The sequence below is a fragment of the Eleftheria terrae genome, assembly GCF_030419005.1.
GTDB classification, from domain to species: Bacteria; Pseudomonadota; Gammaproteobacteria; order Burkholderiales; family Burkholderiaceae_C; genus Caldimonas; species Caldimonas terrae.
On record NZ_CP106950.1, the window covers coordinates 32619 to 55018 of the forward strand.

Consider the following 22400-nt stretch of genomic DNA (forward strand, 5'->3'; position numbering starts at 1 on the left):
TGAATGAAGAAGGACAAGAAGGTCGGGTCGACGGCCGATTTCTTCGCAGTGGTCGAGCCCTATGGGAAGGACATGTTCCTGACCAAGCACGGATCGCTCATGGCTGCCATTGAGCTGAACGGTCAGGACGCAGACGGGCTGATCGATGTCGATCACCGCATGATGACCGGTATCGCGCATGCGATCTATGGGAAGCTGAACCGGAACATCGTGATCACGCAGTACTACGCCCACTACGATGGCGTCAAAGTCGCCCTGCGGGATCGACCGGATGAGCGCTTTCAGGTGCTCTCCAAACGCCGAGAGGCTCACCTCAACCAGCAGCGCCTGAGCGGCGCAAGATTGGTCCACTACCTAGAGATCGAGCCTGAGGAGAATCTCAACAAGCTCAAGCTCCAGGACCTGTTCCGCCACATCGGCTCTGCAACCTTCGACAAGCGAAGCAGGGCGATCGTGCTCAATCAGCTGTCGCACAACCGCGCGTTCCTGCTCGAACTAGAAGCGTTGGAGCGGATGGCGTCCATCCTCAACGACGCGTTGGCACAGGTGACAGAGCGCTGGTCCGCCTTGTTCAACGCGTGGCGCATGTCGCAGGAGGAAACATGGGCGCACATGCGATTCTTGGCTTCGCTCAACCCACGCGCGTTGCAAGAAGGCGTCGCGGAAGGCGTCGCGCCGGAGGACCTGGATATCTGCATGTCCGCCGGCGACATCGAGGCTGTGGATCTTGACGGAATGGACGTCCTGAAGCTGCCGGGGCCTGTCAAACGCTACGCCCGTATCGCTTCCGTCCGTCGGTTCATCAATCCGGGCGGCAAGGTGCAACCGGGGCTCTGGGCCGCGCATGACAACGCGCCGGCCAAGCTCTCTGGGAACTACGTTTTGATGACGCGCTGGAAGCCTCTAACGGAGGCACAACGCTGGTGGATGTTCCAGCGCAAGAACCTCGCGCTTGAACGCGCAAGCATCAACTTCTTTGACATGCTCAAGGGGGGTGAGGATCGGAGCGTCTTGGAGAAACAGGCCACCATGAAGCCCAGCCTCAAGAAGATGATGGAGGAGCTGGGAGCGGCTGAAGGTCTGCCGGTTCTGTGGGGAACCGGAGACGGCTACGTGATTGCATTCGGCGACAAGCCAGGACCCATCCGCGCAACGGCTCTTGCCTTGCAGACGGCCTGCAGCAATGCACGGGTCAACCTGATCTGGGAAACGGTCAGCATCGACCGTGCGTTCAAGGCCTTGCAGCCAGGCCAACGCATCGAGAGCAATCGCACCTTGAACCTGACGAGCGAGCAGTTCGGCGCGGCCTCCCTGGTGTACCGAGCGCACATCGGGCAGCCCGTGGTCAAGGACCTGCGCGGGGAGGAGGCGCTGTATGTTCTTACCTCGAAAGACGGCACACCGTTTCACTACTCTCCATGGATCGGCGGGCGCGCCATGGTCATCGGAATCGGGCCCATCCGGACCGGCAAGACGTTCACCAAGAACACCACAGCTGCGCATAGCCTGAAGTACGGCGGACTGTATCGGGCAGTCGACGTCGATCCCGGGTCGGAGCCACTGGCGCATGCGCTCAACGACGGCAAGGGCATCTTCCGGGTGAGCAATGAGGCGGGCCACGGATACAACTTCTTCGCGTCCTACAAGGGCCCCGGCGATGACCGGTTCAAGGCGCACGCTACGGCGCTGCTCTTGGAGATGCTCAAAGCCAATGATGCAAGAGACGATCAAAGCCTGACGCCGACCGAGCAAGACCAGCTCGACGAGGCACTCGAAACCATCCTGTCCAGGAAAGGGGACAAGACCCTCTCGCACCTGGTCGCCTTGCTGCCGGCGCCGCTGCGCCGCAAGTTCGCGCGGTGGGTGCGTGCCCGTCCGAATGATCTCTCAGCAGTAAACGGACGGTACGCCCACCTGTTTGATGCGGACGAAGACGCCATCGGAACGCTGGATGCGTCGATCGGCATCTTCAACTTGCAAGCGTTACGCAACGACAAGCGCGCCATCAACCCCGTGTTGATGGAAATGCTGTACCGCATCCGAACCTCGTTCGAGGACCCGAGCCGCCGGCACTTGCCCAAGCAGGTGGACATCGACGAAGCGCACGTTCCATTGGCGATTGACTACTTCGCTGACGAGGTGGTGAACAACATCAGAACGTGGGGTAAGTGGTACGCCTCAGTGCAGATGTGGAGTCAGTCCCCGCAGGAGTTCGCAACCCTCAAACACTGGCCGGCCATCCGTTCCGCGTGTACCACCTTCTGGTTCATGGCGGACGCGAAGATGGATGAGCAGCTGTACCAGCGCACCTTCGGGTTGTCCGCAGGTCAATGCAAGGCCATCCGCGAACTCGTGCCCAAGCGGGAGGCGTTTATCTGGCAGCCGGAACTTGATGTGAGCAAGATCGTTGTGCTCGACGTCGAGGACGAGCAGAAGGTCATCAACTCGTCGTCCCCCTACGAGGCTTCTATCCGCGACAAGTACGTCAAGGCTTACGGCTGGCAGGAAGGCCTGCGGCTCGCTGTTGAACACCTGATCCACGGACGAGAACCTGTGCTACCCCCGCCGGCGGACCTGCGCAAGGCGGCTTGATCTTCGAAAGGAGCTTTTCATGACTCGCGGTATGACACACGCTATGCGGCGCGGCCTGTTTGCCGTGTCGCTTGTCCTCCTGACTGGTTTGGGGGCTGTGGCGCCCAAACCAGCCCAGGCCCAGATCCCAACTACGGACATCCTGACAAACACGCAGCTGACCATCGACTACGGCAACCAGATGAACCAGTACGCAGAGCTGGTTGACCAGTACACGCAGCAGCTGGAGGACTACCAACTGCAGTTGCAGAACCTGCAGCAGCTGCCCGGGACGATCCGGGCACAGGTGCGCAACCGCTTCTCACATCAGCTCACCAGCACTCATCAGGACTATGGCCTCTCCTACCTGAATCAGTACATCCGCCTCAATCCCGCCGCGGGCAGCTACTACCCGCAGTTGGAGTCGATGTTGAAGACCGCGCTCACGGTGGTTCCGCGCACCATGAACGCACTGAACCTCGACATGGAGGCACTGGACCTCCCGCAGGACCTGAGCAACCCTGTGTGGAAACGCGCCTACACCGACCGCATCCAGTATGAGCGGCTGTTGGATGACCATCGCGCCCTTGCGCTACAGCGGCAGAACGCCCAGGAGCGCGCCCAGGAGGCGGCCGCGATCACCTCTCAGATGCAAGCGCTCCCTGACAACAACACGGTTGGCGCGATTCAGCTGCTGGCAGCCCAGAACAGCCTCACGTACATGCAGAACGAGGAATTGCTGAAAGCGAACGCACTGCTCGCGAAGCCCATCCAGCAGAAGGAGGCCGAGATTCTCGCCAACCGAGAGGCCCGGCGTCAGCTGGAGCTGGAGAGGGTCAAGCGAGCGCAGGTCCGCAGCTACACGATGAGCATCAACGAAACGCCTTGAAGGCGCGCAAGCAAACGGAGCACGAATATGCACCACCGAACCGCCATCGTGATGCTGGCGCTACTCGCTGCCGGCTGCGACAAGGCCCCCGAGTCCTCCAACAAGCCGGTCGAAAGCCTCAGCTACGAGGAGAAGCAGGCCATCGTCGAGCAGTGCGATAAGAGCGGCAAGCTGGCCACCGACAGCTACTGCAAGGAAGTGGTTCACGTCTACAGCAAGGAACGCCATGACCGGAAAGAGCAGGAGCGGGTGTCCAAGGTCCGCAACCGCACGCCGGTGACGACCGTGAACGAAAGCCCGTAAGGGCCTCGTCCTCTCCAAAAGCGGCTCCAAAGGGCCGCACATTGAACGTACATTTGTATTGACAAATGTACGTTCAACTCATATAAACACGGTCAGGGGGAACGATGCTTACTCGCGTGCTTTGCTCAGGGATCTTCAGGCAGCGGACTGCGGCAACAGCAGCTCTGCTGCCTGTTCTTTTCGGCGGGCCGACGCTCGCCTGGGCTCAGGACCACGGCGACCCGAACACGATCGTCACCGGGTGGAATCGCTTCATCGCGAGTGTCACAGCGCTGACGAACGCTGCCATCACTTCCGCGGCGTTCGTCTCGATGGTCGACATCATGTGGATGACCTTCGCGTTGGTGCTCACCATCTGGACCGCGATGGAGTACATGTTCAAGAAGGCGGATGTGCTGGACATCCTCACCGTGGCGCTGCTCATGCTGATGACCCGGGTCTTGATGGCGTCCTACCCGACTCTGACCACGGCAATTTGGCAGGCTGGGATCGGGTATTCCTCTGCTCTACAGCAGGCGATGCTGGGCAACGACGCCCTCTTCTTTGCGCCGCAATTTCTCACCGCGGTGGCCCAGTCAATTACGTTTCCGTCGCTGCCCACGCTGGACGTCGGAGAAGCGTTGGCTCTCGCGCTTAACCTGTTTGTGCTCGGCTTGGTCATCTTTCTCTTGAGCGTGATGTCCTACCTCGTGGCTATGTGGGGATTCTGGGGTTTCACTCTCGCCAAACTCATTGGCCTTACCTTCATCCCGTTCCTGCTGTACCAGCGGCTGGCGTTTCTCTTCGACGGCTGGCTGCGGTTCTTCCTGGGATTCGTCGTCTATTACATGGTGGCACGCCTGAACCTCGTGCTGGTGGTTTGCGCCATCGCCCTCTACTTCGGCGTATCGATGCCACCCAGCATTACCGAGGTCCGCCCAACCGCCATTCCGGAAATATCTCAGCTCAGCGAGTTGATCGGTCTCCTGACCTTCGCAGTCATTGGCATTCTGGCGTTGTTCTCCACCGGCCGGTTCGCTTCCACGATTCTGTCCGGCGCTGGCGGCGGCGGCATGGGGATGGCTGCGCACGGTGCCGCGCGATCGCTGGCGAAAGCAGCCCTGGGCAAATGAATATGGAGCAACACATGCAGAAAGCACGGCCCATTCAACCCGGTGGGTTGATGGATCAACAAGAGTACCAAACGGGACTGAAGAAAGGTCGCTATGCGGCGACACAAGCATTTCTCCGGGCTTCTAGGAATATAGGAGCCATCCGCGAGTTCATTCTGCTCGCGTTGCTCATATTTGTTACTTTTGCGTGGTATCGAGCGGACGAACGCTTCGCGAACAACGTGCGCGTCGCGTGGGTCAAGCTCATGCCGGATGGCACCACCTCGGTGGAGTACGCCGACGAGTCGACCAAGATCGATTTCTTTCCTGCAACGGTCGAGTCAAAGCTCAGTGAATATGTTGAGCGCCGTTTCAGCAAGCTGCGCAAGTCAATTGACGCGGACTACGGCTTTGCGAACTTGTTGATGTCGGACAAGTTGTCGAAGGAATTCACAGATCCCAATGGATACAACGCAGCAGAGGTTTCAGCGCGATTGGCAAATTGCGACGGATGCAACGAGACTCAGGTGACAGTTCGGAATCTGCAATCCATCGACAAAGATCCGTTGCCGAAAAGTAAGAAGGACTATCTGTTCACGACGCTGGCTTTTGTCAGGGTAAAAGAGACGAATAAAGACCATCAGGTGGTGGACTGCAAAAATCAGATTATCACCTTGATCTGGACCTTCCGGCCTACGGAGAAAATCGTCGCCCGACGTGCTGAGCTTCGCTACAACCCTATTGGCATAGAAATTGACCGCGAATCTGTACGCGACGATCCGACGCCGGTGAATATCAAAGAGTGCACGAAGAACGAAACGGACAAATCCAGGGAGCAATCATGAAAGCAGCAGTCATCAAAACTCTCGCAGTCGCTACTCTCGCCGCGTTCGCTGGCGCTGCAGCTCATGGGCAGGAGGTGCAGCGGTGTGCCGTCTACAACTGGAAACCTGGGGACATCATCCCGCTCAAGGCGACCATGTACATGCATACCTCGGTGACGCTGCCGGAGGAAAGCCAGGACGTTCTGTGGGCCGCGAAGGAGATGTGGGAGACCGAGTTCATCAAGAACCGGATCTTCACGAAACCGTTGTCCAACACCGAGCAGGGCAAAGAGACCACGATCACGGCAGTTGGAATGAGTGGCAACAGCTACGAGTTCCGGGTTGTCCGGGTGCCACGCGGCAAGCTCGCCAGTCACTGCCTGATCGTCACGACCAGCGGTGCCATGGTCAACCGCGCCAACTGGGAGAGTCGCGACAGTCAGCATATGGCGCAGGTCCAGGCGTTGACGGCGCAGATCGCGCGTCTGCAAGCTGACAAGGTCGCCGCGGACCGAGAAGGCGAACGCAAGACCCGTGAGGCGCTCAAGCTGTACCGTGCCGCGGTCAATTCGAACTACGAGTGGAGCGGCGCTGAAGGCTGGTATGCCGGCGGAGGATCGGTGGTTGAAGCCGTCCACGACGACGGCCGTATGACCTACGTGAAGCTCAAGCATGACAACTTTGGCCTGATGTCCATCTTGGGCGAGATTGACGGCAAGCAGGAGATCCTGGAGGCCAAGTACGAACCCTCCACGCGGACGTACACGATCAATGGCATCTTCCCGCGCTTCAAGATGCGGGCCGGCAACTCCGAGCTGACGATCAGCCGCAAAGGGGCATGACCATGGCGGACACCTCCCCCGTCGCCCCGGAGAGCGGTGACTCCGCCTCAAAGGAGCGGCCGACCACCTACGGGAAGAAGGCTCAGATCACCGCCATCGCACTCACAAGTTTGGTGGTGGTCGGCCTGGTCATCCAGACCACGATCAACATGAAGAACCGCGACCAGCGCCGCGCAGAGCAAGAAGCTGAAGCAGAGAAGCGTGCAGCGGAGCCGACGCCGGAGACGCCTCGTCTGAGCAGCTTCGAGGAGGCCCAGTCACGCGCTGCGCGAGAGCTGAAGGCGAGACAGAAAGCTCTGGAAGAAGAGGAGCGGCGCAAGAAGGCGCTGGCTGATGCGGCTGACTCGACCAACAGTGCGGCTGGCCAGGGACAGCAGGGTGGGCAAAGCGCCGATGGGAGCGCCCCGTCGCCCGAACAGGTGCGCAGGGAGTTCGAGCTGGACGAGTTGCGGCGAGCGCTCCATGCGGGCCGGTCCAAGTTCGGCAGAGTGAGCAACGAAGAGGACCGTTCGAATGGTCGGCCGCCGCAGCGGCTGGCCGGCATGGCGCAGCCGTCTGGGACGAGCGGCTACGCCCCGACGGTCCAGTCGCCTTCCGGGACGCCTACGGCGGACCCAGCTACTGGCGCACCGGGCTCGGATGTGCACCAATCCGCCGCCCCCGCTGGCATGACGGACAACAAGGCCGAGCTCGCCCGCGTGCAGCAGGAGATTGCGCGCAGCCGAGCACAGTCCCAACAGCTGCGCGCCGAAGCTGCGCGAGCCTTCGACCTGGCCCGGCAGTACCACCCTGCCCACGCCAATCGAGTGCTGGGACCAGGCGAAGCGGCTGGGCCGGCGGTTCCTCAGGCGGCTGCCGGGGCATCGCCGCAGGCAGGCAGTCCGGGCGCCGGTTTCGCCGCGGCATCAGGCCGCCAAGGCTTCGCCCAAGCAATGACCGCAGGCGCTGAGCCCGCTCGCCAGCCGGCAGCCCGCTACGCCGATCCTCTGGCGTTTGGCGAGGCGGCACAGAACCGCGCTTTTCGGGAACCCGCGAACGCTGGTCCTCGGGACGGTGAAGTGCTGATGCCGACAGCCACCGTGATCAGTGCCGTCACCCAGTCGGAGATGATTTCTGACTACGACGGCAACTGGACTGCCGTCCTGCAGCGACCGGTGCTCGATGCCAGCGGGGAGTGGATTCTGTTCCCCACAGGCACCAAGATCACCGGCAAGACGGCACGCACCAACAAGATCAACGAAGCCATCCAGCGTCGGATGGGCATGACGGTCTTGTGGGCCATACGACCCGATGGCAAGCGCATCGACTTCCGTCGCACCGCCGGCACCGATCACGCAGGTGTAGCCGCGCTGCAGGACCAGGTCGACTACCACGTGGCGGCCCAGATGCTGGGCGTTCTGGCCTATGCCATTGTGGGACTGGGCCCATCGACCGTGGACTCCGGCGCAGCCGCCGAATCGTCGCAGGACTACGCCGTCCGCGAGGCCACGTCCCAGACGCGTTCGCTGGGCCGCAACTTCGCCAGCAAGTACCTGCAGATCGTTCCCACGGTGACGATTCGCGCCGGCACGCCGATCAAGATCTTCGTGGAGGACGACATCTATGTCACGCCTTGGGCGGCCGTGGATGCGCGCTTTTTCGCGCAAGAGTGATTGGGCCCTGCAGGGCTACAGCCGTTTGCCAGTGGCAGCGCGCGAAAGCCTGCTGCCCGTGGTGCTCGCCAGCGTGCCGATGGCCATCGGCACCGCCTTCGCACCCACCTGGCTCATCCCGGTCGTGTTGCTCTTGACCTTCGTCTTGCTGCACGAGGTCACGGCCGAGACCGAACGGTTCATGTTCAAGCTGGACAGGGCCCGCGCACATGTCGCGATCAGCATGCCGCTGACGGGCTTTGTGAGTCTCTGGGGCCTGTGCTTGGCTGGTGCTGGGCGCCGCGACGTGATGCTCAGCGTCGTCGGACCGTACTGCCTGCTGTTGCTACTCGTGTGCGCGCCGGCGTATCGGCTATTTCAAGCACGCCAACAGCGGCGGGTTCCACTGCGCGTCACCTTTCCCGTGTGCGCGTCCCTCGTGTTCCTCTGTTCGTTGGCTGCAATTTAGGGAGATTGCTATGTCGAAAACTAACTGCCTAATCGGGCTCGCCGCACTGCTGTGTATGGGAACTGCTTCCGCGCAGATCCCGGTAGGAGGTTCGGTGCCGCCGGCCGCGATCGCGGAGGTGCTCAAGCAGCTGCCGCCCGGGGCGGCCACAAACTACAACCGACTCCGCATCGGCACTCACCTCGATCTGCCATCGCAGTTGAAGACGGTCCACGAGGGGGCGAACTACCTGCTCACCCCCACCGGGTACCGCCTGGTCCTGCCCACGGCGACATCGCGCGAGACACAGCAGATCTTGCAACGCACGCTCACCGCCGCGGCCCGCATCGGAACGTTCACGACGGTAGAAACCGCGCTACTCACGATCGCGGGCGACGATGTCCGCCTCGTCGTAGACCACCAGAACAAGCTCGTTGCCTTCGAGCCGAACCACTGAGGCCTTCCATGAAGACTGTTCTCACCCTGCTATGCGTGCTAGGCCTCGGTGCTTGCGCCGCCCGGCAGCCCCATCCCCCCGTTGTACCGGCTCCTATCGAGAACCCGCGAGTTGTAGAGCGAGATCTCGCCAAAGCCGGTCCTGTTTTGCCCAATCCGGAGCGTCCATAAGTCATGCCACGTAGATCTGCTGCCCCCGTTGACCTCGTCCTGGCCAAGGTGCCGAAGCCGCCTCAGTACGAGACCGTCAAGTTCAAGCTGCCCAAGCCGCTGCTCAATTGCCTTGAGGACTACCGCAGTTGCTACAAGGACATCCGCCAGGAGGAGATCGAAATCGATGCCCTTCTTGCACTGATCCTCGAAGGGCACTTCGAGCGCGATCGAGCCTTCGCCGATTGGCTCAAGAAGAACGGCAAGTCTTTGGCGCGCTAAATCTTCAACTCCGCCAGACATTCGAAACGGGCTGGGAGGCTAACGCCTCCAGTCCATCTTCAGGGAGATGGCCATTATGGAGACGACTACCGACGGTCGAGACGAGCAGGCCGCCATTGCCGTTCGGCTGATGAGCGCAGCGGTTCAAGAACGCGACAAAGCGATCGCGCAGCTCAAACGTGACAACTACCACCTCTACCGCCTGGCGCTGGACATGGCGCTTGGGCCACTGAGGGCGCCAGACGTTCGATTGGCGTATTGCCTGTCGGACAACAAGGACGACTTCCTCGGCCGGCTGGTGGGGTGTTTCCCCGACCTCCCGGAACTGCACAGCATCGTGGCCGGCTACGTTCTGGACCTCCCGTCGCAGCCGCTTCCGCCGGCGGCCGTCGCCCAGGTACAGCGGGCCCTCGCCTCGCCGACCTGACGACCTCACACGCTACAGAGGCACCTGATGACAACGATCAGCCAGCACGCGGGGCCCGCACAACAAGCCCCTAATTCCGCAGCGCCACCACGGAGCGTGGTTGAGGTGATGACCGAGAACGCGACATACCGCCTTCGCTGGCAGATTGCGAAGCTTGCTTCGCACCACGCTCTTGAGCGAGCCGTGAGGCTGCCCGCGACGTCCCAACGCGTTCAGCAACAGGCACTCGCCTTTGCAGATGAGCTGCGTCAGGCAGCAGAAGTGGATGAGGCGAGCTTTCACAATGCACCGCGATACATTGCCCGCTTCGAGGTGAATGGGCGTGCAGTCCTGGGCGACAACTACACGTATGAGCGCTATGAGAAGCGTTGCGAGTTCGTTCGTAGCCTGCTGCCTTGCCACATCAGCTTGCGAGCGGCAAAAGCCGCGGTGGAAGAGTGCATCGCCATGCCGGAAAACTTCGTCAGGCAGGCGTTTGAGGCGGACCGCGAGGAAGAGTGCCGCCTGTTGGAGTTCTGGCCTGACAGCATCATCCTGACGGACGACTTGCACCGTCCCGTGGCGCTCGGTGCGCTCGACCAGGCGCACGCGATCTCCGACGCGACAAGCAGAAGCGAGGTGACGTGGGCGGTCAGCTGGGAGGTCCCTCACCTGTACAACGGGAAGGACTTGCGCGAGAAGGCGGAGATGCTCCGAGAGCAAGCGGCCTACGAGGCGGGCTGGGACAACTTCAGCACTGCCGATGGGTATTGGAATCAAGCCTGGTGGCTCACCACGCTGGCCGATGCATCGACCTTCAGCCTGAACGTTCAACCATGAGACTGCGACAACAAGCTCCCTTGAACACGCCACTCACCCAGGTGCCCATGCCGGGCACAGAGGCCGACGGTCTGGACCCGGAGTTCGTGGCATCTTTGCCCCTCAAGGCACTCTGGTTGTCATGGGCCGCAGCTGCCGCGGTTGCCGCGTTCTTCGCTGCCCACGGCATTGTCGCGCGAGGGCGCCCGCATGCCTTCGCGATTGCGGCCTTGATCCTCGTATTTGGCGCTGGCCTCACCGTAATGGTGAGGCTCAACAGAGATGTCCAGCGCGCACGCCAACAGATGGCTGGCGAAGCACCGGCTCCTTTGGAGGCGCGACAACAGTGAAGCGGCTTGACGGGTTGCTTGTGGCGGGGACCGCAGCCGCTTTCCCCGCCATCATCACTGCACTGCTGCTGGCGCAAGCGCTGCAAGGCGACATGGCCACAGGGGTAGTTACTCTGCTGCTGCTGGCCTACGCAGCGGTGAGCTACCTGCGCGACCGCAGGCGCGGCATTTGCAACATCATGTCAGTAGGATGCTTCTCAGGCATACCGATGGGCGTGATCGCAGGACTGTCGCAGGCCTACAAATTCGGAGTCGTTCTATGAAACCCGTTGAGAAAGACATCGACTTTTCCAAAGCCAAGTGGGCGGCCGCCGGACTTTTCACAGCAGCTGCCTTGATCGTCTGCATGGTCGTGATTACGCTCGCGCAGTACGCGATCACGCCTCGCCAAGCCCTGCTCATGGGGGGCTTCGCGGCACTCCTCGTTGGATACGGGGGCATCTTCAACGAGTTGGCCACGAAACAGGTTTTGTTCCGGCCCGGGTCCTGGGGGCTGAAGACCGTCTGCGGGGGCGCTGTGTCGATGCTCGTGGCGATCGCACTCCGATGAATGCTTCCGCTATCGTGCCTGGCATAGAGGCCGAGGACTTGCGGCGGCTCGCGGCAACACCCGGCACGCTGCGCGTAGAGGTGGCAGAGCTGGACGCCGTCTACGTGCCGATCGTCTATTTCAGCGCCAACGGTACTGCCCCCGAGCTGCTCGGCGTCATCATCGAGGCCGGCGGAGTTCTGCATGGCACAACCTTGAACGGGACCTTGCAGCGCGTGCACGCATTGACCGGCGACTTCGATACCGCCGATATGGCGAACGACGGCAACATCGTGTTGACCGGCCTGCTTGCCACCCGCCATTGACCTGCTGAACAGCACGAGACGAGCCGGCCGCGCGTCGGCTCGTCTCGCTTCTAGCAGCGCGCCTCGTGAGGCCGGTGTCACGTCAGTCGGCCAGCCCGCCGGCGGACACACTTAGGCACTTGTATTGAACTTTGTATGGACGTATGCTGGCGTCGTAGTTTCAACAACCCGAACGGCCACGCTTTGCGTGGCCTCCGGGCGCGCAGTGTGGCTTTCACTTTTCCAGGAGATCGCCATGCACGCAGTTGAGATTGCCGACGTCAGCTCTTTCGTCAACGTGGTTGGAGTGCGGGCCGAAGTCGCCTCTCGCGACGACTCCCGTTTCAACCGCCCGCAGATCGCTGAATTCACCGACGACACCAGCGACTTCCATCTGAAGTACGCGGAGTTCCATCGGTGGTATGAGCAAAACGGTTCGCTTCGCCAGCGTCCCCTGGACCTGGATGAGCTGATCGCCGAGCTGCAAGCGCTCTACGGCTATGACTACGAGGAAGCTGAGTGCACCGCGATCTTTGATTCGCGTGCTCGCTCGGGTGACTCGGAGTTGTGGGACGCTCGCCTGCGCCAGCAGGAAGTCGCTGCCTTCGAGATGTCCATGCCGTCGTTGTCGACGCCCATGACATCGCCGCACTGAAAGAAGGCCTCAAGGATGCATATCCTTGAGGCCTTTCTCTTCGACACGCTGCCGCGGGCTCACTGCTCACTGGCCCGGGCGTCAGGAACAAAAGGGGGACTCTTGAGGAAGAACGCTCTGCTCGCGATGGCGCCGATCGCTGCTCTGTTGCTGATGGGGTGCACCGAGACGCTGAAAACAGTCAATCAGGGACTGGCGACGGCTCTGCCGCCCAAGGGCCTGGCCAGGATCACCACCGACCAACAGTCGCGAATCCAGATGGCGCTTGCGATGCCGCTGAAGGACGAGCAGCTGCAGCTGATGGTCAAGGATGCGGCGCCTGTGATTCAGACCTTCCTTGAGCGGGTCTCCTGCATCAATGCGTACCGAACAAGCGCGCTCAACGCCTACGCCGCACCTGGCCGGCGGCTGGACAATTTCAACGCGCCGATCTTGCTGACCAAGTACCACAACAAAAACGTCTGCATGACCCTCACTCGCATCCAGGCGGTGGAGATGCCGGCGCGCAATGCCATCCGTTTCGAAGCGGTCTACACATCTGACCTGAGCGGTGAAGTCGCGAAGACCACGCATGTGGCGGTTCGCCAGCCAGAGGGGCACTGGTTGTTCAACTCGTAGGAGCGATCGCAGCCCTCAGGCGCCCGGGACTGAGAAGGGAAAGGTCCCATCCCGCTTTTCGTTGTGCGCGACTCTCCGCGTTTGTCACTACAAAAATATGGACTGGAGCCATCACGGCCTCTAAGATCTCCCCGTCATTTCGCAATGAGCAGGGAGATCACCGTGAAGAGATTGATGCTTGCTGCGGCCGTCCTGATGGGCGCTGCAGCTCCAAGCCAGGCCTCCGAGTGGGGCTGCACCGTGCTGCTGTGCTTGGCCGACCCGGCCGGTCCCACCGCCCAAGCCATGTGCGTCGATCCAATCCATCGCTTGTGGGACCGCTTGAGACGCGGCCACTCCTTTCCGGAGTGCGACGAAGCCCGCAAGCCCAAGTCACCGTACCCCGACAAGCCGAGCTGGGCCGAGCGCGGCTTCAGCTACTACGACCCTTGTCCGACCGGCACCGAACCCCTGCTGTCCGGCTCGATCGGACTGTTGGCATCGGAGATGCCGGAGCGCCCCCGATGGGGCGGCTACGGCGCTACGCCCTACCAGGGGATCGGCACCGGGGATGAACTGCGGCCATCGCGAGACAGCGAGATGCCGACCAAGGTCTGTGTGGGAGGGTATCGAGGCACGACTTACGTCTACTTGCCGGGCGGAGATGGCGGCAGCTACGAGGCCTCAATCTACGACCAGGTCATCGAATTGCAGGCCACGACCAAGCCCCGCATGATCAACGTGTACATCACTCCGCCAGAGAGTGACGTTCCGGTGTTGTGGGAAACCGTGCGCTACTGACAGCGACGCCATAGGAGCCTGCGGTCGGCAGCGCCGCCGGCGCTGGCCACCTTCTCCAGCTGCTGCCGCAGCACACCTCCCCACCGCTCCCGTCGACCAGGTCGACCTGGTCGACGTCACACGCCTCCCCCTTCGGCCTCGGCCAACACCCCCTTCCAGCTCGGCATGGCTCGGCCGCCGCGCCAGCTCGTCCCTCCCTGGCACGCCCGCCGCAGAGACGCCACGCCGAGATTCCCCCGGGCGACTCCGCCCTGCAGCCGTCCCGCCAGGCCGCAGCCCTGGCATGCCGGCCGCGATCGCTGCGTCGCCCCTCGCAGCCTCTCGCCGGGTACCCGCCCGCTGCACTCCCCCCACAAGCGCCCCCCATCCCTCAGTGAGGGGGGACTTGTGGGGGGATCTCATTTCGCAGCGGGCCGGAACACTCCGGCTCGCTCTTCGGCTGCCCCAATCCCACATCCCCCACCCCGCGCCCCCAGGGGCGAGCGAGGGAAGTCCGAGCGAGAGGATCTCCGCACGCTTTCCCGGCCTGCGGCCCTCTCAGTCCGTCACTTCATCTCGAAAGGGGTTGCTATGTCTCAGAAATGCGTTCTGTTCGACACCGGCTTTGTCACCCGGACCCCGGGTGCCCTGATCGCCATCATCAGCGCGGGAATGTCGGAGTCCTTCCTGATCCAACGCCATCAATCGGGCGACTTCGGCGACATCGACGCCGAACAGAAGGCCCAGAACGCCCAGGCAGTCGCCTTCGGCGGCAGCGTGACGTCCTGCTACCAGCTGGGCCCGCGCACCTGGGTTGAGGTCATCACCGACGAGGACCGCCGCAATACCACCGTGCAGCTTCCTGACGAGCACTGAAGCCAGTTCGGGCGCGCTCCCGCGCCCGTTGCCTACAAGGAAAATCCATGCCTGAAAAGAAAGCAAACGGAAAGTCGACGCTGGAACACCTGTCTCTTGCGTTGTTGGTCAAGTCTGCGCGCAATGTCCGCAAGGCCCGGAAGAACCCCGGCAACATCGAGCAGCTCGGCAGCGAGTTCAGAGTGGGATCGGCAACCCCACATGCTGAAACATCAGCTGACCGCGCACGCTGTCAGCCTGAGGAACGACGCCGTTGCGAGGTTTGTAGGGCTTGCTGCCTACGAGGCAGCCGGCGGCGTCGTGACCCGTGACCTCTTCACCGACGACGAGGCCACCTACCTGACGGATGTCGAGCTGTTGCAGCGGCTGGCGAAGGAACGCCTGGAACGCATTGCGGAACCGTACCGCGCCGAAGGATGGGGGTGGGTGGAGGTGCGGGCAGCTCGTGTCGGCTATGCGGAAGCCAGCGGCTTCGGGACGATCCCCGCCAAGCGGCGCTCGATGACGCCCGAGGAACAAGCAGAACTAGACCGACTGGAGGCTGCGCAGCAGGAAGCGCGGGATGCACTGGAGCGCGCCTATGAGCAGGACACCTGTTCTGATGAGGATGAGGAGCGGCTGCAGCGCAGCGTCGAGGAAGCGGAGGAGCGATTGGACACGTTCGTTCACGCTCTGGACACGTATGACGACGTGGCAAAGGCGGGCGCGGGAGTCTTGATCTCCATCGACTACGACGGCACGCCTGAGATTCGCTGTGGGCTAGTGAGGCCGGAGGATCGTGGATCAAGCCGTGGCGGGATCACCGGCGCAGCCCGCACAGGGCAAGACAACACACCCCACGCAGCAGGCCTGTCCTCGGCGTTGATGCGCAGGCTCACGGCTCATCGCACTGCTGCGCTGCAGGCAGCAATGATCCGCAACCCCCACGTGGCACTCGCTGCACTCGCGCATCGGATGGTCACACGCCTGATGAGCGAGCACGCCGGCTACTGGCATCCCTCGGCAGTAAACGTCGGAGTCACGAGCTGCGCGAGCAAGCTCCGGCAGTACGCCGACAACATCGAGGAGAACCCGGCATGGACCGCAGTGCTGGCGAAGGAAGCGGAGTGGCGGGCGAAGGTGCCCAAGCAGGGCATCTTCGCCTGGCTCGTCTCCTTGCCGACCGATGATCTGTTGAACTTGATCGCGTTCTGCACTGCCTTCGCGACTGATGCGACTTCGGAGAGTGAGGGGTGGGGCAACGCCCATAGCCTTGCATGGGCCGCCCCGCTCGACATGGCCGAATGCTGGGAGCCCTCGGCCGCGAACTACCTTACGCACGTGCCCAAAGCGCGCATCCTGGAAACGGTGGCCGAGGCGGTATCAGCAGAAGCGGCCGCCAAGCTCTCGCATCTCAAAAAGGCTGACCTGGTGGACCGAGCGGCTGCGCTGCTCGCTGGGTGCCGATGGCTACCTCCAGCACTGCGTACACCGTCCGGTCCGCCGGCGCCCGAGGACTGTGACGAAGAGGATGACGACGAGGCCAGTGCTACCCACGCTGCAGAGGTGAGGCGACTCGTTGACCCGTCTCGCGGCTTCTACTTAAAGGACGAGTTGCAGCCCATCAGCGACAAGCTAGCCAGACGGCTGGTTGAGGCACGCACGGAGCGCAGCCAGTCGACGCGGACGAAACTGGCATTTGGCGCGCCAAACAAACACAAAGAAGAATGCAAATAGGGGTTGACAAACGCAACCCCAAAACGCAAAATATCAATCATGGCGGGACTCGGCTGACATGACCGGCTCGCACCGCGGAAGTAGCCGAAGCCGGGCACCGGGCTGACGAAGCATCAGGTACGAAGGAGTCTCAGATGGCATCTGTCAACAAAGTGATCTTGATCGGCAACTGTGGCCGTGACCCGGAGGTCCGCTACACCCCCACCGGCACGGCCATCTGCAACGTCTCCGTCGCCACCTCCAGCCGCCGCAAGGACCGCTCCTCCGGCGAGAGCATCGAGGAGACCCAATGGCACCGCGTGACCTTCTATGAACGCCTGGCCGAGATCGCCGGCGAATACCTCAAGAAGGGCCGCCCCGTCTACATCGAAGGCCGCCTGAAATACGGCAAGTACACCGACAAGGACGGCGTCGAGCGCAACACCGTGGACATCATCGCGGAGCAGATGCAGCTGCTCGGCGGCCGTGATGGACAAGGCGACGAGGCGGGTGCTGGCGAAGAGCGGCCCTCCCGCTCCGGGCAGCGAGCAGCCTCGAAAGAGGGGCCACCCGCCGGTGATCACGACGGCGACGGCGACGGCGACATCCCGTTCTAGTCACTAGGGAAAGGAGTGACCGAGCATGGATGCAGCAATGGACCGCGCTCAAGAGCTGGCTGCCGATCCTGAAGCCGCTGGATTCGATTTTCGAGGTTGGATCGTGCGCCTCGATGATGGACAGTTTGTCCAAGAATGGCAGGTTCTCCGGGCCAGTCCCGGAAAGGGCATCGTTCTTACGCGCGATGAGGAGGACGCGATGACCTGGGATAACTTCAACACCGCGACCTTCATGGCACGACGTGTCGGAGGGCACATCGCGGAGGTGTGGGAGTCGCAGACTGAACGGCTCATCTGCTGGGGGGGCCACTGCGTAGGGCGTCCCGCCGGGATGCCGTTGCATTAACCGACAACCTGTAGCGATTTCCTGGGCGCCATGCTAGGGCTGCCCGTACCAGAGGGAGAGCGATGATGACCAGTCGATTTGCGGATGCAAGCCCCAGCCAACAGACGTGCATGGCGAGCGTGGCGGCGGCGTTCTTGCATCAGGGAGGATCGCGGCTCGAATTGCTGCGCGTTGCCCCGGGAGAGTGGCACGCCACTTGGCAGCGACAGCAGCCCCGCGAGCAGTTGAAACTGGCCACCATCTACGAAGAACGCGAGGCCGATGCGCGCTCGGCACTTTTGGCCCTTGTCTGGGATGCGATCATCTCGCCCGGCGCACTTGCTGCGGCACAAACGGAGAGACTTCAATGACGACGACAGCACCGACCGTCACCGATGCGGTGAAGGCTGCAGTGATCCTCGCAATCACAAACATGAAGGGCGGCGTGGGCAAGTCCACTACGACCATCAACCTGGCGAAGTACATCGCGCAGTTCTCGAAGCAAAAGGTGTTGGTGGTGGACATCGACGCTCAGGGCAACAGCACTGCAACCTTCCTCTCTGCGGTCCCGAAAGACGCTCTGGTGGGCTCGGACCTGTTCAAGGCAGAGTTGCCGGAAGGCCGGCTGCCCGCGGTGGCAAGTGAGCGTGTCCACGTCATTGCTGGCGACCGCCTGCTGAAGTCGGTGGACGGCATGGTGGCCAGCGACAACGCGGCAGCACGACGGGCGCTGTACCAGCGATTCCGGGCCAACCTGCGGGCGGTCGCCCAGGGTTACGACGTGGTTATCATCGACACCCCGACCACAGCGGAACACCGCTACTTCTCCGCGATGGTGGCCGCTGACTTTAGCGTCACGCCGGCGTTGATGGACGCCTTCTCGCTGTCCGGAGCGAGGGACCTGGTGCAGGCCTTGCACGATACCAAGGCGCTGTATGGCAACCCCCGTCACAAACATGTCGGGATACTGCCGAACCAGTTCAGCAAGCGCAGTCGTTTGCATCAGTCGTCCCTTGAAAAAATCACGTCCGCGGGGATCAAAGTCGTGCCCTTCCAGCTCAACCACCGGCCAGCTGTACAGGATGCGATCGATGCGCGGCGTGCCGTCTGGGAGGGCGACAGCGAGGGGCGGGTCAACCGTGCCGCGGGAAGTGAGTGGAAGTCCGCCTGCAAGGCCATTTTGGCCGAGGTGCTGCAATGAGCATGTCCGACAGCTTCATCAACGACATTCTGGCTGCGCAGAAGACGCGTAATGTCCTCGTGCTGCATTACGGCGACGTGCGCCCGGACCCCAACCAGCCGCGCAAGACGTACAGCCAGGAGGCCATCGAAGACCTTGCAGAGAGCTTCAAGTCTGTCGGCCAGCTGCAGCCCATCGTTGTGCGCCTGGCCGATGATGGCTATGTGATCGTCGTAGGGGAACGTCGCTGGAGAGCCAGCCAACTGACCCCGGCAGGAACGGTTGAAGCGATCGAGGTTGACGAACAAAGCGCTGGCAAGATCCTCGCGATCCAACTGGTGGAGAACAACCAACGCGAGGCCGTTGATCCTGTACACGAAGCGATGGCCTGGAAGCGCCTGATCGAGATGGGTGTTTGCAAGAACGCCGCTGCGGTTGCGAAGATGATCGGGCGCAGCGAGCCGACCATCAGCCAGGGCCTGAAACTGCTGACGATGCCAGCCGAAGTGCAGGAACTGGTGCAGACCCGCGTGTCGGGCGTCGATGCTGCGCTGGACCTGGCCATCATTCAGCAGAACGACCCCGAGGCGGCCGCCGAGCTGGTGAGCGAGGCGAAGGCCAAAGGCAAGCTGGAGCGGGCGAAGACGCGCGAGGTGAAGCAGCAGGTCGCGCCTCCGAAGAAGGCGGGGGCTGCCGCTGCGAAGAAGGCGGCAGTCGACGCAGACGGCGTTGCCGACGAGGAGGCCCCGAATGACCAACAGGCCAAGATCGCCGGATGGCGTGCAGAAATCGACGACATGGTTGATGCCATCGCGACGCGCCTGTCCTGGATCGACGAACACGGCAGCCGACAAGATGCTGCGGCCGTGCGCAAGGCACTCACCGCCCGCTTGCAGAAGATGCTGAAGTGACCTCCGTCTGTGCTCTGACCTGGCACACACGCGGTGAAAACTGAGGGAGCAACATGGCGAGAAATCGCGTACTGGCCAGCCTACCCGCCGCGGGCGCCGTGTTCTTCGGTCTGTCCAGCACGGGTGCGTTTGTGGTTGGGCTCATTGGTGCGCGTGGCGATGCCCTGGCTTGGGCATGCCTCTCTGCAGGGATTGCGCTGTCGAGCTTGATGTGGGGCCGCTACCAGCCGTCGAGGCAGGACAGCCTTCTCGGTCGGTTGGCGTGCGCCAGCTTCGTCCTGTGCTCCGGTTTGGCTCTCTACACCAACTTCGCCTGGGCCCTCTGGGCGCTCGGGATGCCCATGTCGCTAGGTGCCGTCGAGGACGGCAAGATGGGCGAGCATGACTGGTTGGGGCCCTTCACATTGGCCTACGCGGCGGTGTGCTACGGCATCTGGAAGGGCAGTTCTAAGCGGTGAAAATGCGCCGCTGAGTTGCGCCTGTTCCACCGACAATACGATCATGACCGACCTACGCCGGGCCGTTGGCTCGCTGACCAAAACCCAATTGAATCGCGCCTTGAAGTCCTTTCCTGGCATGTCCGAACAGAACCAGTCAATCGTCCGCGATGTGCTCGTGGGCGGCGAGCTGCAGACGGACGTTGCGCAGCGCGTAGGCCTCTCGCGGGAGCGGGTGCGCTACCTGTGCGCGCAGGTATACGATCAGCATCTCAAGCTGTTGGAAGAGGCAGCAGCGAAGGGAAGCGCAAAAACCACTCGGCCGGCAGCCAGGAGCAAGCTGGCCTGAGGTTGACGGAGCACGGATGGACAAATCGTCAGGCGACTCCAACATGGACTCTCAGCGCCCGTTCACCGGGACCGATGTCCCCGTCGAATCGATCGATGAAGTTCTCGACCTTCGCAGGCCGAAACAGGTGCCGAAATGGGTCCAAGAGGCCATCGAGGCCCATCTGGAGATCGAGCGCGAGGACGCGAAGAGTGCCGGTTCCCTGGGCTTCATGCACCGCGCGTTGGTGAACGCTTCGATGCCCTACAAGGACCCGAAGTCCCGGATTTTCGAGCGCAAGAATGGCAACTTCACGCTGACGATCATGGCGGGCTACCACGGCGGGATTCCGTATGGGATCTACCCGCGGCTGCTGATGTCTTGGGTGTCCACCGAGGTCGTGCGCACGAACTCGCCCGAGCTGGAACTGGGTGACTCCCTCGCCAGCTTCCTGCGTGACGTGCTCGACTTGGAGCGCGGCGGCGGTAAGCGTGGCTCCAGTACGCGTGTTACCGAGCAGATGAAGCGGCTGTTCGGAGCCAGTATCACGGCTACCGGCACTGGGCAGTCCAACCGTCGTTTCCAGCTACGCAACATGAGCGTGGTCAGTGAGGTGGACCTGGACGAGGTGGAGTTTGAGCGTCGGCTCGCCGGGTCCGGATACGAGGCGGAACCTGCGTCAGAAGGAGCGGCGAGCGCGGACGAGGTACAGCTGTGGACACCCCAGGCGAGTGGGCATCACGGCTGGAAATCGCGGGTGCTGCTCACCGAGTATTTCTTCAATGAACTGCGGTCGAGTCCCGTGCCCATCGACCTGCGAGCCTACCGTGCCTTGCGCGGCTCGCCGCTGGCGATGGACGTGTACACCTGGCTGACCTTTCGCAACAGCTATTTGCAGCGCCCATCGGGCCTCATCCGGTGGGAAGTTTTGATGAACCAGCTGGGGTCCGGGTACTCCACCCCGCGGGCCGTGCTCGACTTCAAACGGAACTTCCTTCAAGCATTGAATGCTGTGCTGATCGTCTATCCACAAGCGAAGGTCGCGGTGGCGGAGAAAGGCATCATCCTGCATCCTTCGCCGCCCCACATCCCGAAGGGGACGCAGCAAGGATTACCGGGGTTTTGATCCCAAAGAAAGCGAGACAAAGAGAGGCGTTCAGCCTCTCTTTTTTTTGCGTTGCTACGTGCATGGCGAAGGCCGCACGGCGTGCTCCTTCGCGTGATGAACAACTCTCACGAATCACTGCATCCGACCTCCCCCGCGTGGGGTGAACACCCACCCACTTCTCACCTCTATGCACCGGATGATGAAGAACTCTCGCCTGCTGCCTCCGGAGCACACCGAAGTGCGCCCGGTGATGACGAACTCACGCTGTAGTGACAAACGTAACGACGGGGTTATCCACCGCAAACCGCGCCCGGTGTAACAAAGGTGAATTCCGGGGATAAGCCTGTGACTCCCGGCAGTTATCCGTGATGCTCTACTCTCAAGAAAAAATTCTTTTGAAATCAATAGGTTGCGCCGATGATAAAGCATCACATGTGATGCTCTACTCTCAAGCCGTGTGATGAACAACTCTCATGGTGTCGCAGCGCACCCGGCTGCAGCCCGCACCAGCACTGGGCTTGCGCGTCTTGCAACACGGCGCCCCTGTATCTAGGGGTACCTGTTCTCTTCCTGGTAGTAGCTCCACCGTCGTCGGTGAACAAGTCCACCGCGAGGACAGGCGCTCCACCGCCCTCCCCTCCGGGGACCGCATCCGCCCACGCGGATGCTGGGCGAATCAACGGAACCCTCCGCCTACGGCTCCGGGTAGGCGCCTCAATACCAAAACAGCCCCCAAAGGGGGCGAGACGGACCCCAGCGGCGCGCCACCCTCTCCTCAATCCTTCACGTGTTCCCAACAGCAGCGAAGAACAGAACTTAGAAGAACGGGGGGTTCCCGACCTGCGGAGATGGGGCCACGGCGTGCGAGAAGGCCGCAGGCGCCCCGATCGCCGCCCAAGCCAGGGGTGTGGGTGCGTCGGGAAGATAATCGTTCCTAGGGCGTTCTGCCGCATCAGCCTGCTGGAGCGAGACCAGCTGGCCGTCCTGTCCCGGCA

Annotated in this window: 29 protein-coding genes; all 29 read left to right on the plus strand. The window is 62.2% G+C overall.

The features are described 5' to 3' along the window. The first annotated feature begins 3 nt into the window (after positions 1-3). A complete protein-coding gene (locus tag N7L95_RS00220; protein WP_301255423.1) occupies positions 4-2592 on the plus strand; it encodes a VirB4 family type IV secretion system protein in 2589 nt (862 codons plus the stop codon). A 19-nt stretch (positions 2593-2611) separates the two neighbouring features. Next, on the plus strand, positions 2612-3460 hold the full coding sequence (locus N7L95_RS00225) for a hypothetical protein (RefSeq protein WP_301255424.1): 849 nt from the start codon (positions 2612-2614) through the stop codon (positions 3458-3460). Positions 3461-3487: 27 nt separating this feature from the next. Beyond that, positions 3488-3763 carry a hypothetical protein gene (locus N7L95_RS00230; RefSeq protein WP_301255425.1) on the plus strand — a complete coding sequence of 92 codons (276 nt, stop codon included), beginning with the start codon at positions 3488-3490 and terminating at the stop codon, positions 3761-3763. A gap of 104 nt (positions 3764-3867) precedes the next feature. Continuing rightward, on the plus strand, positions 3868-4875 hold the full coding sequence (locus N7L95_RS00235; RefSeq protein WP_301255426.1) for a type IV secretion system protein: 1008 nt from the start codon (positions 3868-3870) through the stop codon (positions 4873-4875). Then, positions 4872-5699, plus strand: coding sequence for a VirB8/TrbF family protein (locus N7L95_RS00240; RefSeq protein WP_301255427.1), 828 nt, complete (start codon positions 4872-4874; stop codon positions 5697-5699). The genes N7L95_RS00235 and N7L95_RS00240 overlap by 4 nt, the downstream gene beginning before the upstream one ends. Beyond that, positions 5696-6520, plus strand: a complete 825-nt coding sequence (locus N7L95_RS00245; protein ID WP_301255428.1) for a TrbG/VirB9 family P-type conjugative transfer protein — start codon at positions 5696-5698, stop codon at positions 6518-6520. Before N7L95_RS00240 ends, N7L95_RS00245 begins: the two co-directional genes overlap by 4 nt. A 2-nt stretch (positions 6521-6522) precedes the next feature. After that, positions 6523-8172, plus strand: coding sequence for a TrbI/VirB10 family protein (locus tag N7L95_RS00250; RefSeq protein WP_301255429.1), 1650 nt, complete (start codon positions 6523-6525; stop codon positions 8170-8172). Then, entirely contained in the window at positions 8147-8620 is a 474-nt protein-coding gene (locus N7L95_RS00255) for a hypothetical protein (protein WP_301255431.1), read from the plus strand. The genes N7L95_RS00250 and N7L95_RS00255 overlap by 26 nt, the downstream gene beginning before the upstream one ends. Before the next feature lie 10 nt (positions 8621-8630). Then, on the plus strand, positions 8631-9056 hold the full coding sequence (locus N7L95_RS00260; RefSeq protein ID WP_301255432.1) for a hypothetical protein: 426 nt from the start codon (positions 8631-8633) through the stop codon (positions 9054-9056). Positions 9057-9229: 173 nt separating this feature from the next. Continuing rightward, entirely contained in the window at positions 9230-9487 is a 258-nt protein-coding gene (locus N7L95_RS00265) for a DUF2274 domain-containing protein (RefSeq protein ID WP_301255433.1), read from the plus strand. 76 nt (positions 9488-9563) lie between these two features. Continuing rightward, positions 9564-9914, plus strand: a complete 351-nt coding sequence (locus N7L95_RS00270) for a hypothetical protein (RefSeq protein ID WP_301255434.1) — start codon at positions 9564-9566, stop codon at positions 9912-9914. Positions 9915-10019: 105 nt separating this feature from the next. Further along, positions 10020-10733, plus strand: coding sequence for a hypothetical protein (locus N7L95_RS00275; protein ID WP_301255435.1), 714 nt, complete (start codon positions 10020-10022; stop codon positions 10731-10733). A 20-nt stretch (positions 10734-10753) separates the two neighbouring features. Further along, on the plus strand, positions 10754-11062 hold the full coding sequence (locus tag N7L95_RS00280; RefSeq protein WP_301255436.1) for a hypothetical protein: 309 nt from the start codon (positions 10754-10756) through the stop codon (positions 11060-11062). Further along, a complete protein-coding gene (locus tag N7L95_RS00285; protein WP_301255437.1) occupies positions 11059-11325 on the plus strand; it encodes a hypothetical protein in 267 nt (88 codons plus the stop codon). The genes N7L95_RS00280 and N7L95_RS00285 overlap by 4 nt, the downstream gene beginning before the upstream one ends. Continuing rightward, a complete protein-coding gene (locus tag N7L95_RS00290) occupies positions 11322-11612 on the plus strand; it encodes a hypothetical protein (protein WP_301255438.1) in 291 nt (96 codons plus the stop codon). Before N7L95_RS00285 ends, N7L95_RS00290 begins: the two co-directional genes overlap by 4 nt. After that, the gene (locus tag N7L95_RS00295; RefSeq protein WP_301255439.1) at positions 11609-11917 is read left to right on the plus strand and encodes a hypothetical protein; all 309 of its coding nucleotides are present in this window, start codon (positions 11609-11611) and stop codon (positions 11915-11917) included. The genes N7L95_RS00290 and N7L95_RS00295 overlap by 4 nt, the downstream gene beginning before the upstream one ends. A gap of 235 nt (positions 11918-12152) precedes the next feature. Next, a complete protein-coding gene (locus tag N7L95_RS00300) occupies positions 12153-12551 on the plus strand; it encodes a hypothetical protein (RefSeq protein ID WP_301255440.1) in 399 nt (132 codons plus the stop codon). Between the two features lie 15 nt (positions 12552-12566). Continuing rightward, entirely contained in the window at positions 12567-13169 is a 603-nt protein-coding gene (locus N7L95_RS00305; protein ID WP_301255441.1) for a hypothetical protein, read from the plus strand. Between the two features lie 144 nt (positions 13170-13313). Beyond that, the gene (locus N7L95_RS00310; protein ID WP_301255442.1) at positions 13314-13949 is read left to right on the plus strand and encodes a hypothetical protein; all 636 of its coding nucleotides are present in this window, start codon (positions 13314-13316) and stop codon (positions 13947-13949) included. A gap of 570 nt (positions 13950-14519) precedes the next feature. Beyond that, the gene (locus tag N7L95_RS00315) at positions 14520-14804 is read left to right on the plus strand and encodes a hypothetical protein (protein WP_301255443.1); all 285 of its coding nucleotides are present in this window, start codon (positions 14520-14522) and stop codon (positions 14802-14804) included. A 201-nt stretch (positions 14805-15005) separates the two neighbouring features. Further along, positions 15006-16520 (plus strand): hypothetical protein, encoded by a 1515-nt coding sequence (locus N7L95_RS00320; RefSeq protein ID WP_301255444.1) that lies wholly within the window; start codon positions 15006-15008, stop codon positions 16518-16520. A 134-nt stretch (positions 16521-16654) separates the two neighbouring features. Then, positions 16655-17116, plus strand: a complete 462-nt coding sequence (locus N7L95_RS00325; RefSeq protein ID WP_301255445.1) for a single-stranded DNA-binding protein — start codon at positions 16655-16657, stop codon at positions 17114-17116. Positions 17117-17141: 25 nt separating this feature from the next. Beyond that, positions 17142-17462 carry a hypothetical protein gene (locus N7L95_RS00330; protein ID WP_301255446.1) on the plus strand — a complete coding sequence of 107 codons (321 nt, stop codon included), beginning with the start codon at positions 17142-17144 and terminating at the stop codon, positions 17460-17462. Positions 17463-17524: 62 nt separating this feature from the next. Further along, a complete protein-coding gene (locus tag N7L95_RS00335; RefSeq protein WP_301255447.1) occupies positions 17525-17812 on the plus strand; it encodes a hypothetical protein in 288 nt (95 codons plus the stop codon). Continuing rightward, positions 17809-18642, plus strand: a complete 834-nt coding sequence (locus N7L95_RS00340) for a ParA family protein (protein WP_301255448.1) — start codon at positions 17809-17811, stop codon at positions 18640-18642. The genes N7L95_RS00335 and N7L95_RS00340 overlap by 4 nt, the downstream gene beginning before the upstream one ends. Then, on the plus strand, positions 18639-19532 hold the full coding sequence (locus N7L95_RS00345; protein WP_301255450.1) for a ParB/RepB/Spo0J family partition protein: 894 nt from the start codon (positions 18639-18641) through the stop codon (positions 19530-19532). Before N7L95_RS00340 ends, N7L95_RS00345 begins: the two co-directional genes overlap by 4 nt. 53 nt (positions 19533-19585) lie before the next feature. After that, positions 19586-19990 carry a hypothetical protein gene (locus tag N7L95_RS00350; protein WP_301255451.1) on the plus strand — a complete coding sequence of 135 codons (405 nt, stop codon included), beginning with the start codon at positions 19586-19588 and terminating at the stop codon, positions 19988-19990. Between the two features lie 43 nt (positions 19991-20033). Beyond that, positions 20034-20318 carry a TrfB-related DNA-binding protein gene (locus N7L95_RS00355; protein WP_301255452.1) on the plus strand — a complete coding sequence of 95 codons (285 nt, stop codon included), beginning with the start codon at positions 20034-20036 and terminating at the stop codon, positions 20316-20318. Between the two features lie 16 nt (positions 20319-20334). After that, positions 20335-21423, plus strand: a complete 1089-nt coding sequence (locus N7L95_RS00360; RefSeq protein WP_301255453.1) for a replication protein RepA — start codon at positions 20335-20337, stop codon at positions 21421-21423. Positions 21424-22400: the final 977 nt, after the last annotated feature.

Coding starts and splice junctions, on each gene's coding strand:
- N7L95_RS00270 (WP_301255434.1), top strand. CDS start 9,564: ATGGAGACGACTACCGACGGTCGAGACGAGCAGGCCGCCATTGCCGTT.
- N7L95_RS00290 (WP_301255438.1), top strand. CDS start 11,322: ATGAAACCCGTTGAGAAAGACATCGACTTTTCCAAAGCCAAGTGGGCG.
- N7L95_RS00235 (WP_301255426.1), top strand. CDS start 3,868: ATGCTTACTCGCGTGCTTTGCTCAGGGATCTTCAGGCAGCGGACTGCG.
- N7L95_RS00335 (WP_301255447.1), top strand. CDS start 17,525: ATGATGACCAGTCGATTTGCGGATGCAAGCCCCAGCCAACAGACGTGC.
- N7L95_RS00260 (WP_301255432.1), top strand. CDS start 8,631: ATGTCGAAAACTAACTGCCTAATCGGGCTCGCCGCACTGCTGTGTATG.
- N7L95_RS00355 (WP_301255452.1), top strand. CDS start 20,034: ATGACCGACCTACGCCGGGCCGTTGGCTCGCTGACCAAAACCCAATTG.
- N7L95_RS00350 (WP_301255451.1), top strand. CDS start 19,586: ATGGCGAGAAATCGCGTACTGGCCAGCCTACCCGCCGCGGGCGCCGTG.
- N7L95_RS00340 (WP_301255448.1), top strand. CDS start 17,809: ATGACGACGACAGCACCGACCGTCACCGATGCGGTGAAGGCTGCAGTG.
- N7L95_RS00345 (WP_301255450.1), top strand. CDS start 18,639: ATGAGCATGTCCGACAGCTTCATCAACGACATTCTGGCTGCGCAGAAG.
- N7L95_RS00360 (WP_301255453.1), top strand. CDS start 20,335: ATGGACAAATCGTCAGGCGACTCCAACATGGACTCTCAGCGCCCGTTC.
- N7L95_RS00305 (WP_301255441.1), top strand. CDS start 12,567: ATGCATATCCTTGAGGCCTTTCTCTTCGACACGCTGCCGCGGGCTCAC.
- N7L95_RS00310 (WP_301255442.1), top strand. CDS start 13,314: ATGAGCAGGGAGATCACCGTGAAGAGATTGATGCTTGCTGCGGCCGTC.
- N7L95_RS00245 (WP_301255428.1), top strand. CDS start 5,696: ATGAAAGCAGCAGTCATCAAAACTCTCGCAGTCGCTACTCTCGCCGCG.
- N7L95_RS00230 (WP_301255425.1), top strand. CDS start 3,488: ATGCACCACCGAACCGCCATCGTGATGCTGGCGCTACTCGCTGCCGGC.
- N7L95_RS00315 (WP_301255443.1), top strand. CDS start 14,520: ATGTCTCAGAAATGCGTTCTGTTCGACACCGGCTTTGTCACCCGGACC.
- N7L95_RS00220 (WP_301255423.1), top strand. CDS start 4: ATGAAGAAGGACAAGAAGGTCGGGTCGACGGCCGATTTCTTCGCAGTG.
- N7L95_RS00240 (WP_301255427.1), top strand. CDS start 4,872: ATGAATATGGAGCAACACATGCAGAAAGCACGGCCCATTCAACCCGGT.
- N7L95_RS00320 (WP_301255444.1), top strand. CDS start 15,006: ATGCTGAAACATCAGCTGACCGCGCACGCTGTCAGCCTGAGGAACGAC.
- N7L95_RS00250 (WP_301255429.1), top strand. CDS start 6,523: ATGGCGGACACCTCCCCCGTCGCCCCGGAGAGCGGTGACTCCGCCTCA.
- N7L95_RS00330 (WP_301255446.1), top strand. CDS start 17,142: ATGGATGCAGCAATGGACCGCGCTCAAGAGCTGGCTGCCGATCCTGAA.
- N7L95_RS00265 (WP_301255433.1), top strand. CDS start 9,230: ATGCCACGTAGATCTGCTGCCCCCGTTGACCTCGTCCTGGCCAAGGTG.
- N7L95_RS00225 (WP_301255424.1), top strand. CDS start 2,612: ATGACTCGCGGTATGACACACGCTATGCGGCGCGGCCTGTTTGCCGTG.
- N7L95_RS00300 (WP_301255440.1), top strand. CDS start 12,153: ATGCACGCAGTTGAGATTGCCGACGTCAGCTCTTTCGTCAACGTGGTT.
- N7L95_RS00255 (WP_301255431.1), top strand. CDS start 8,147: ATGCGCGCTTTTTCGCGCAAGAGTGATTGGGCCCTGCAGGGCTACAGC.
- N7L95_RS00325 (WP_301255445.1), top strand. CDS start 16,655: ATGGCATCTGTCAACAAAGTGATCTTGATCGGCAACTGTGGCCGTGAC.
- N7L95_RS00295 (WP_301255439.1), top strand. CDS start 11,609: ATGAATGCTTCCGCTATCGTGCCTGGCATAGAGGCCGAGGACTTGCGG.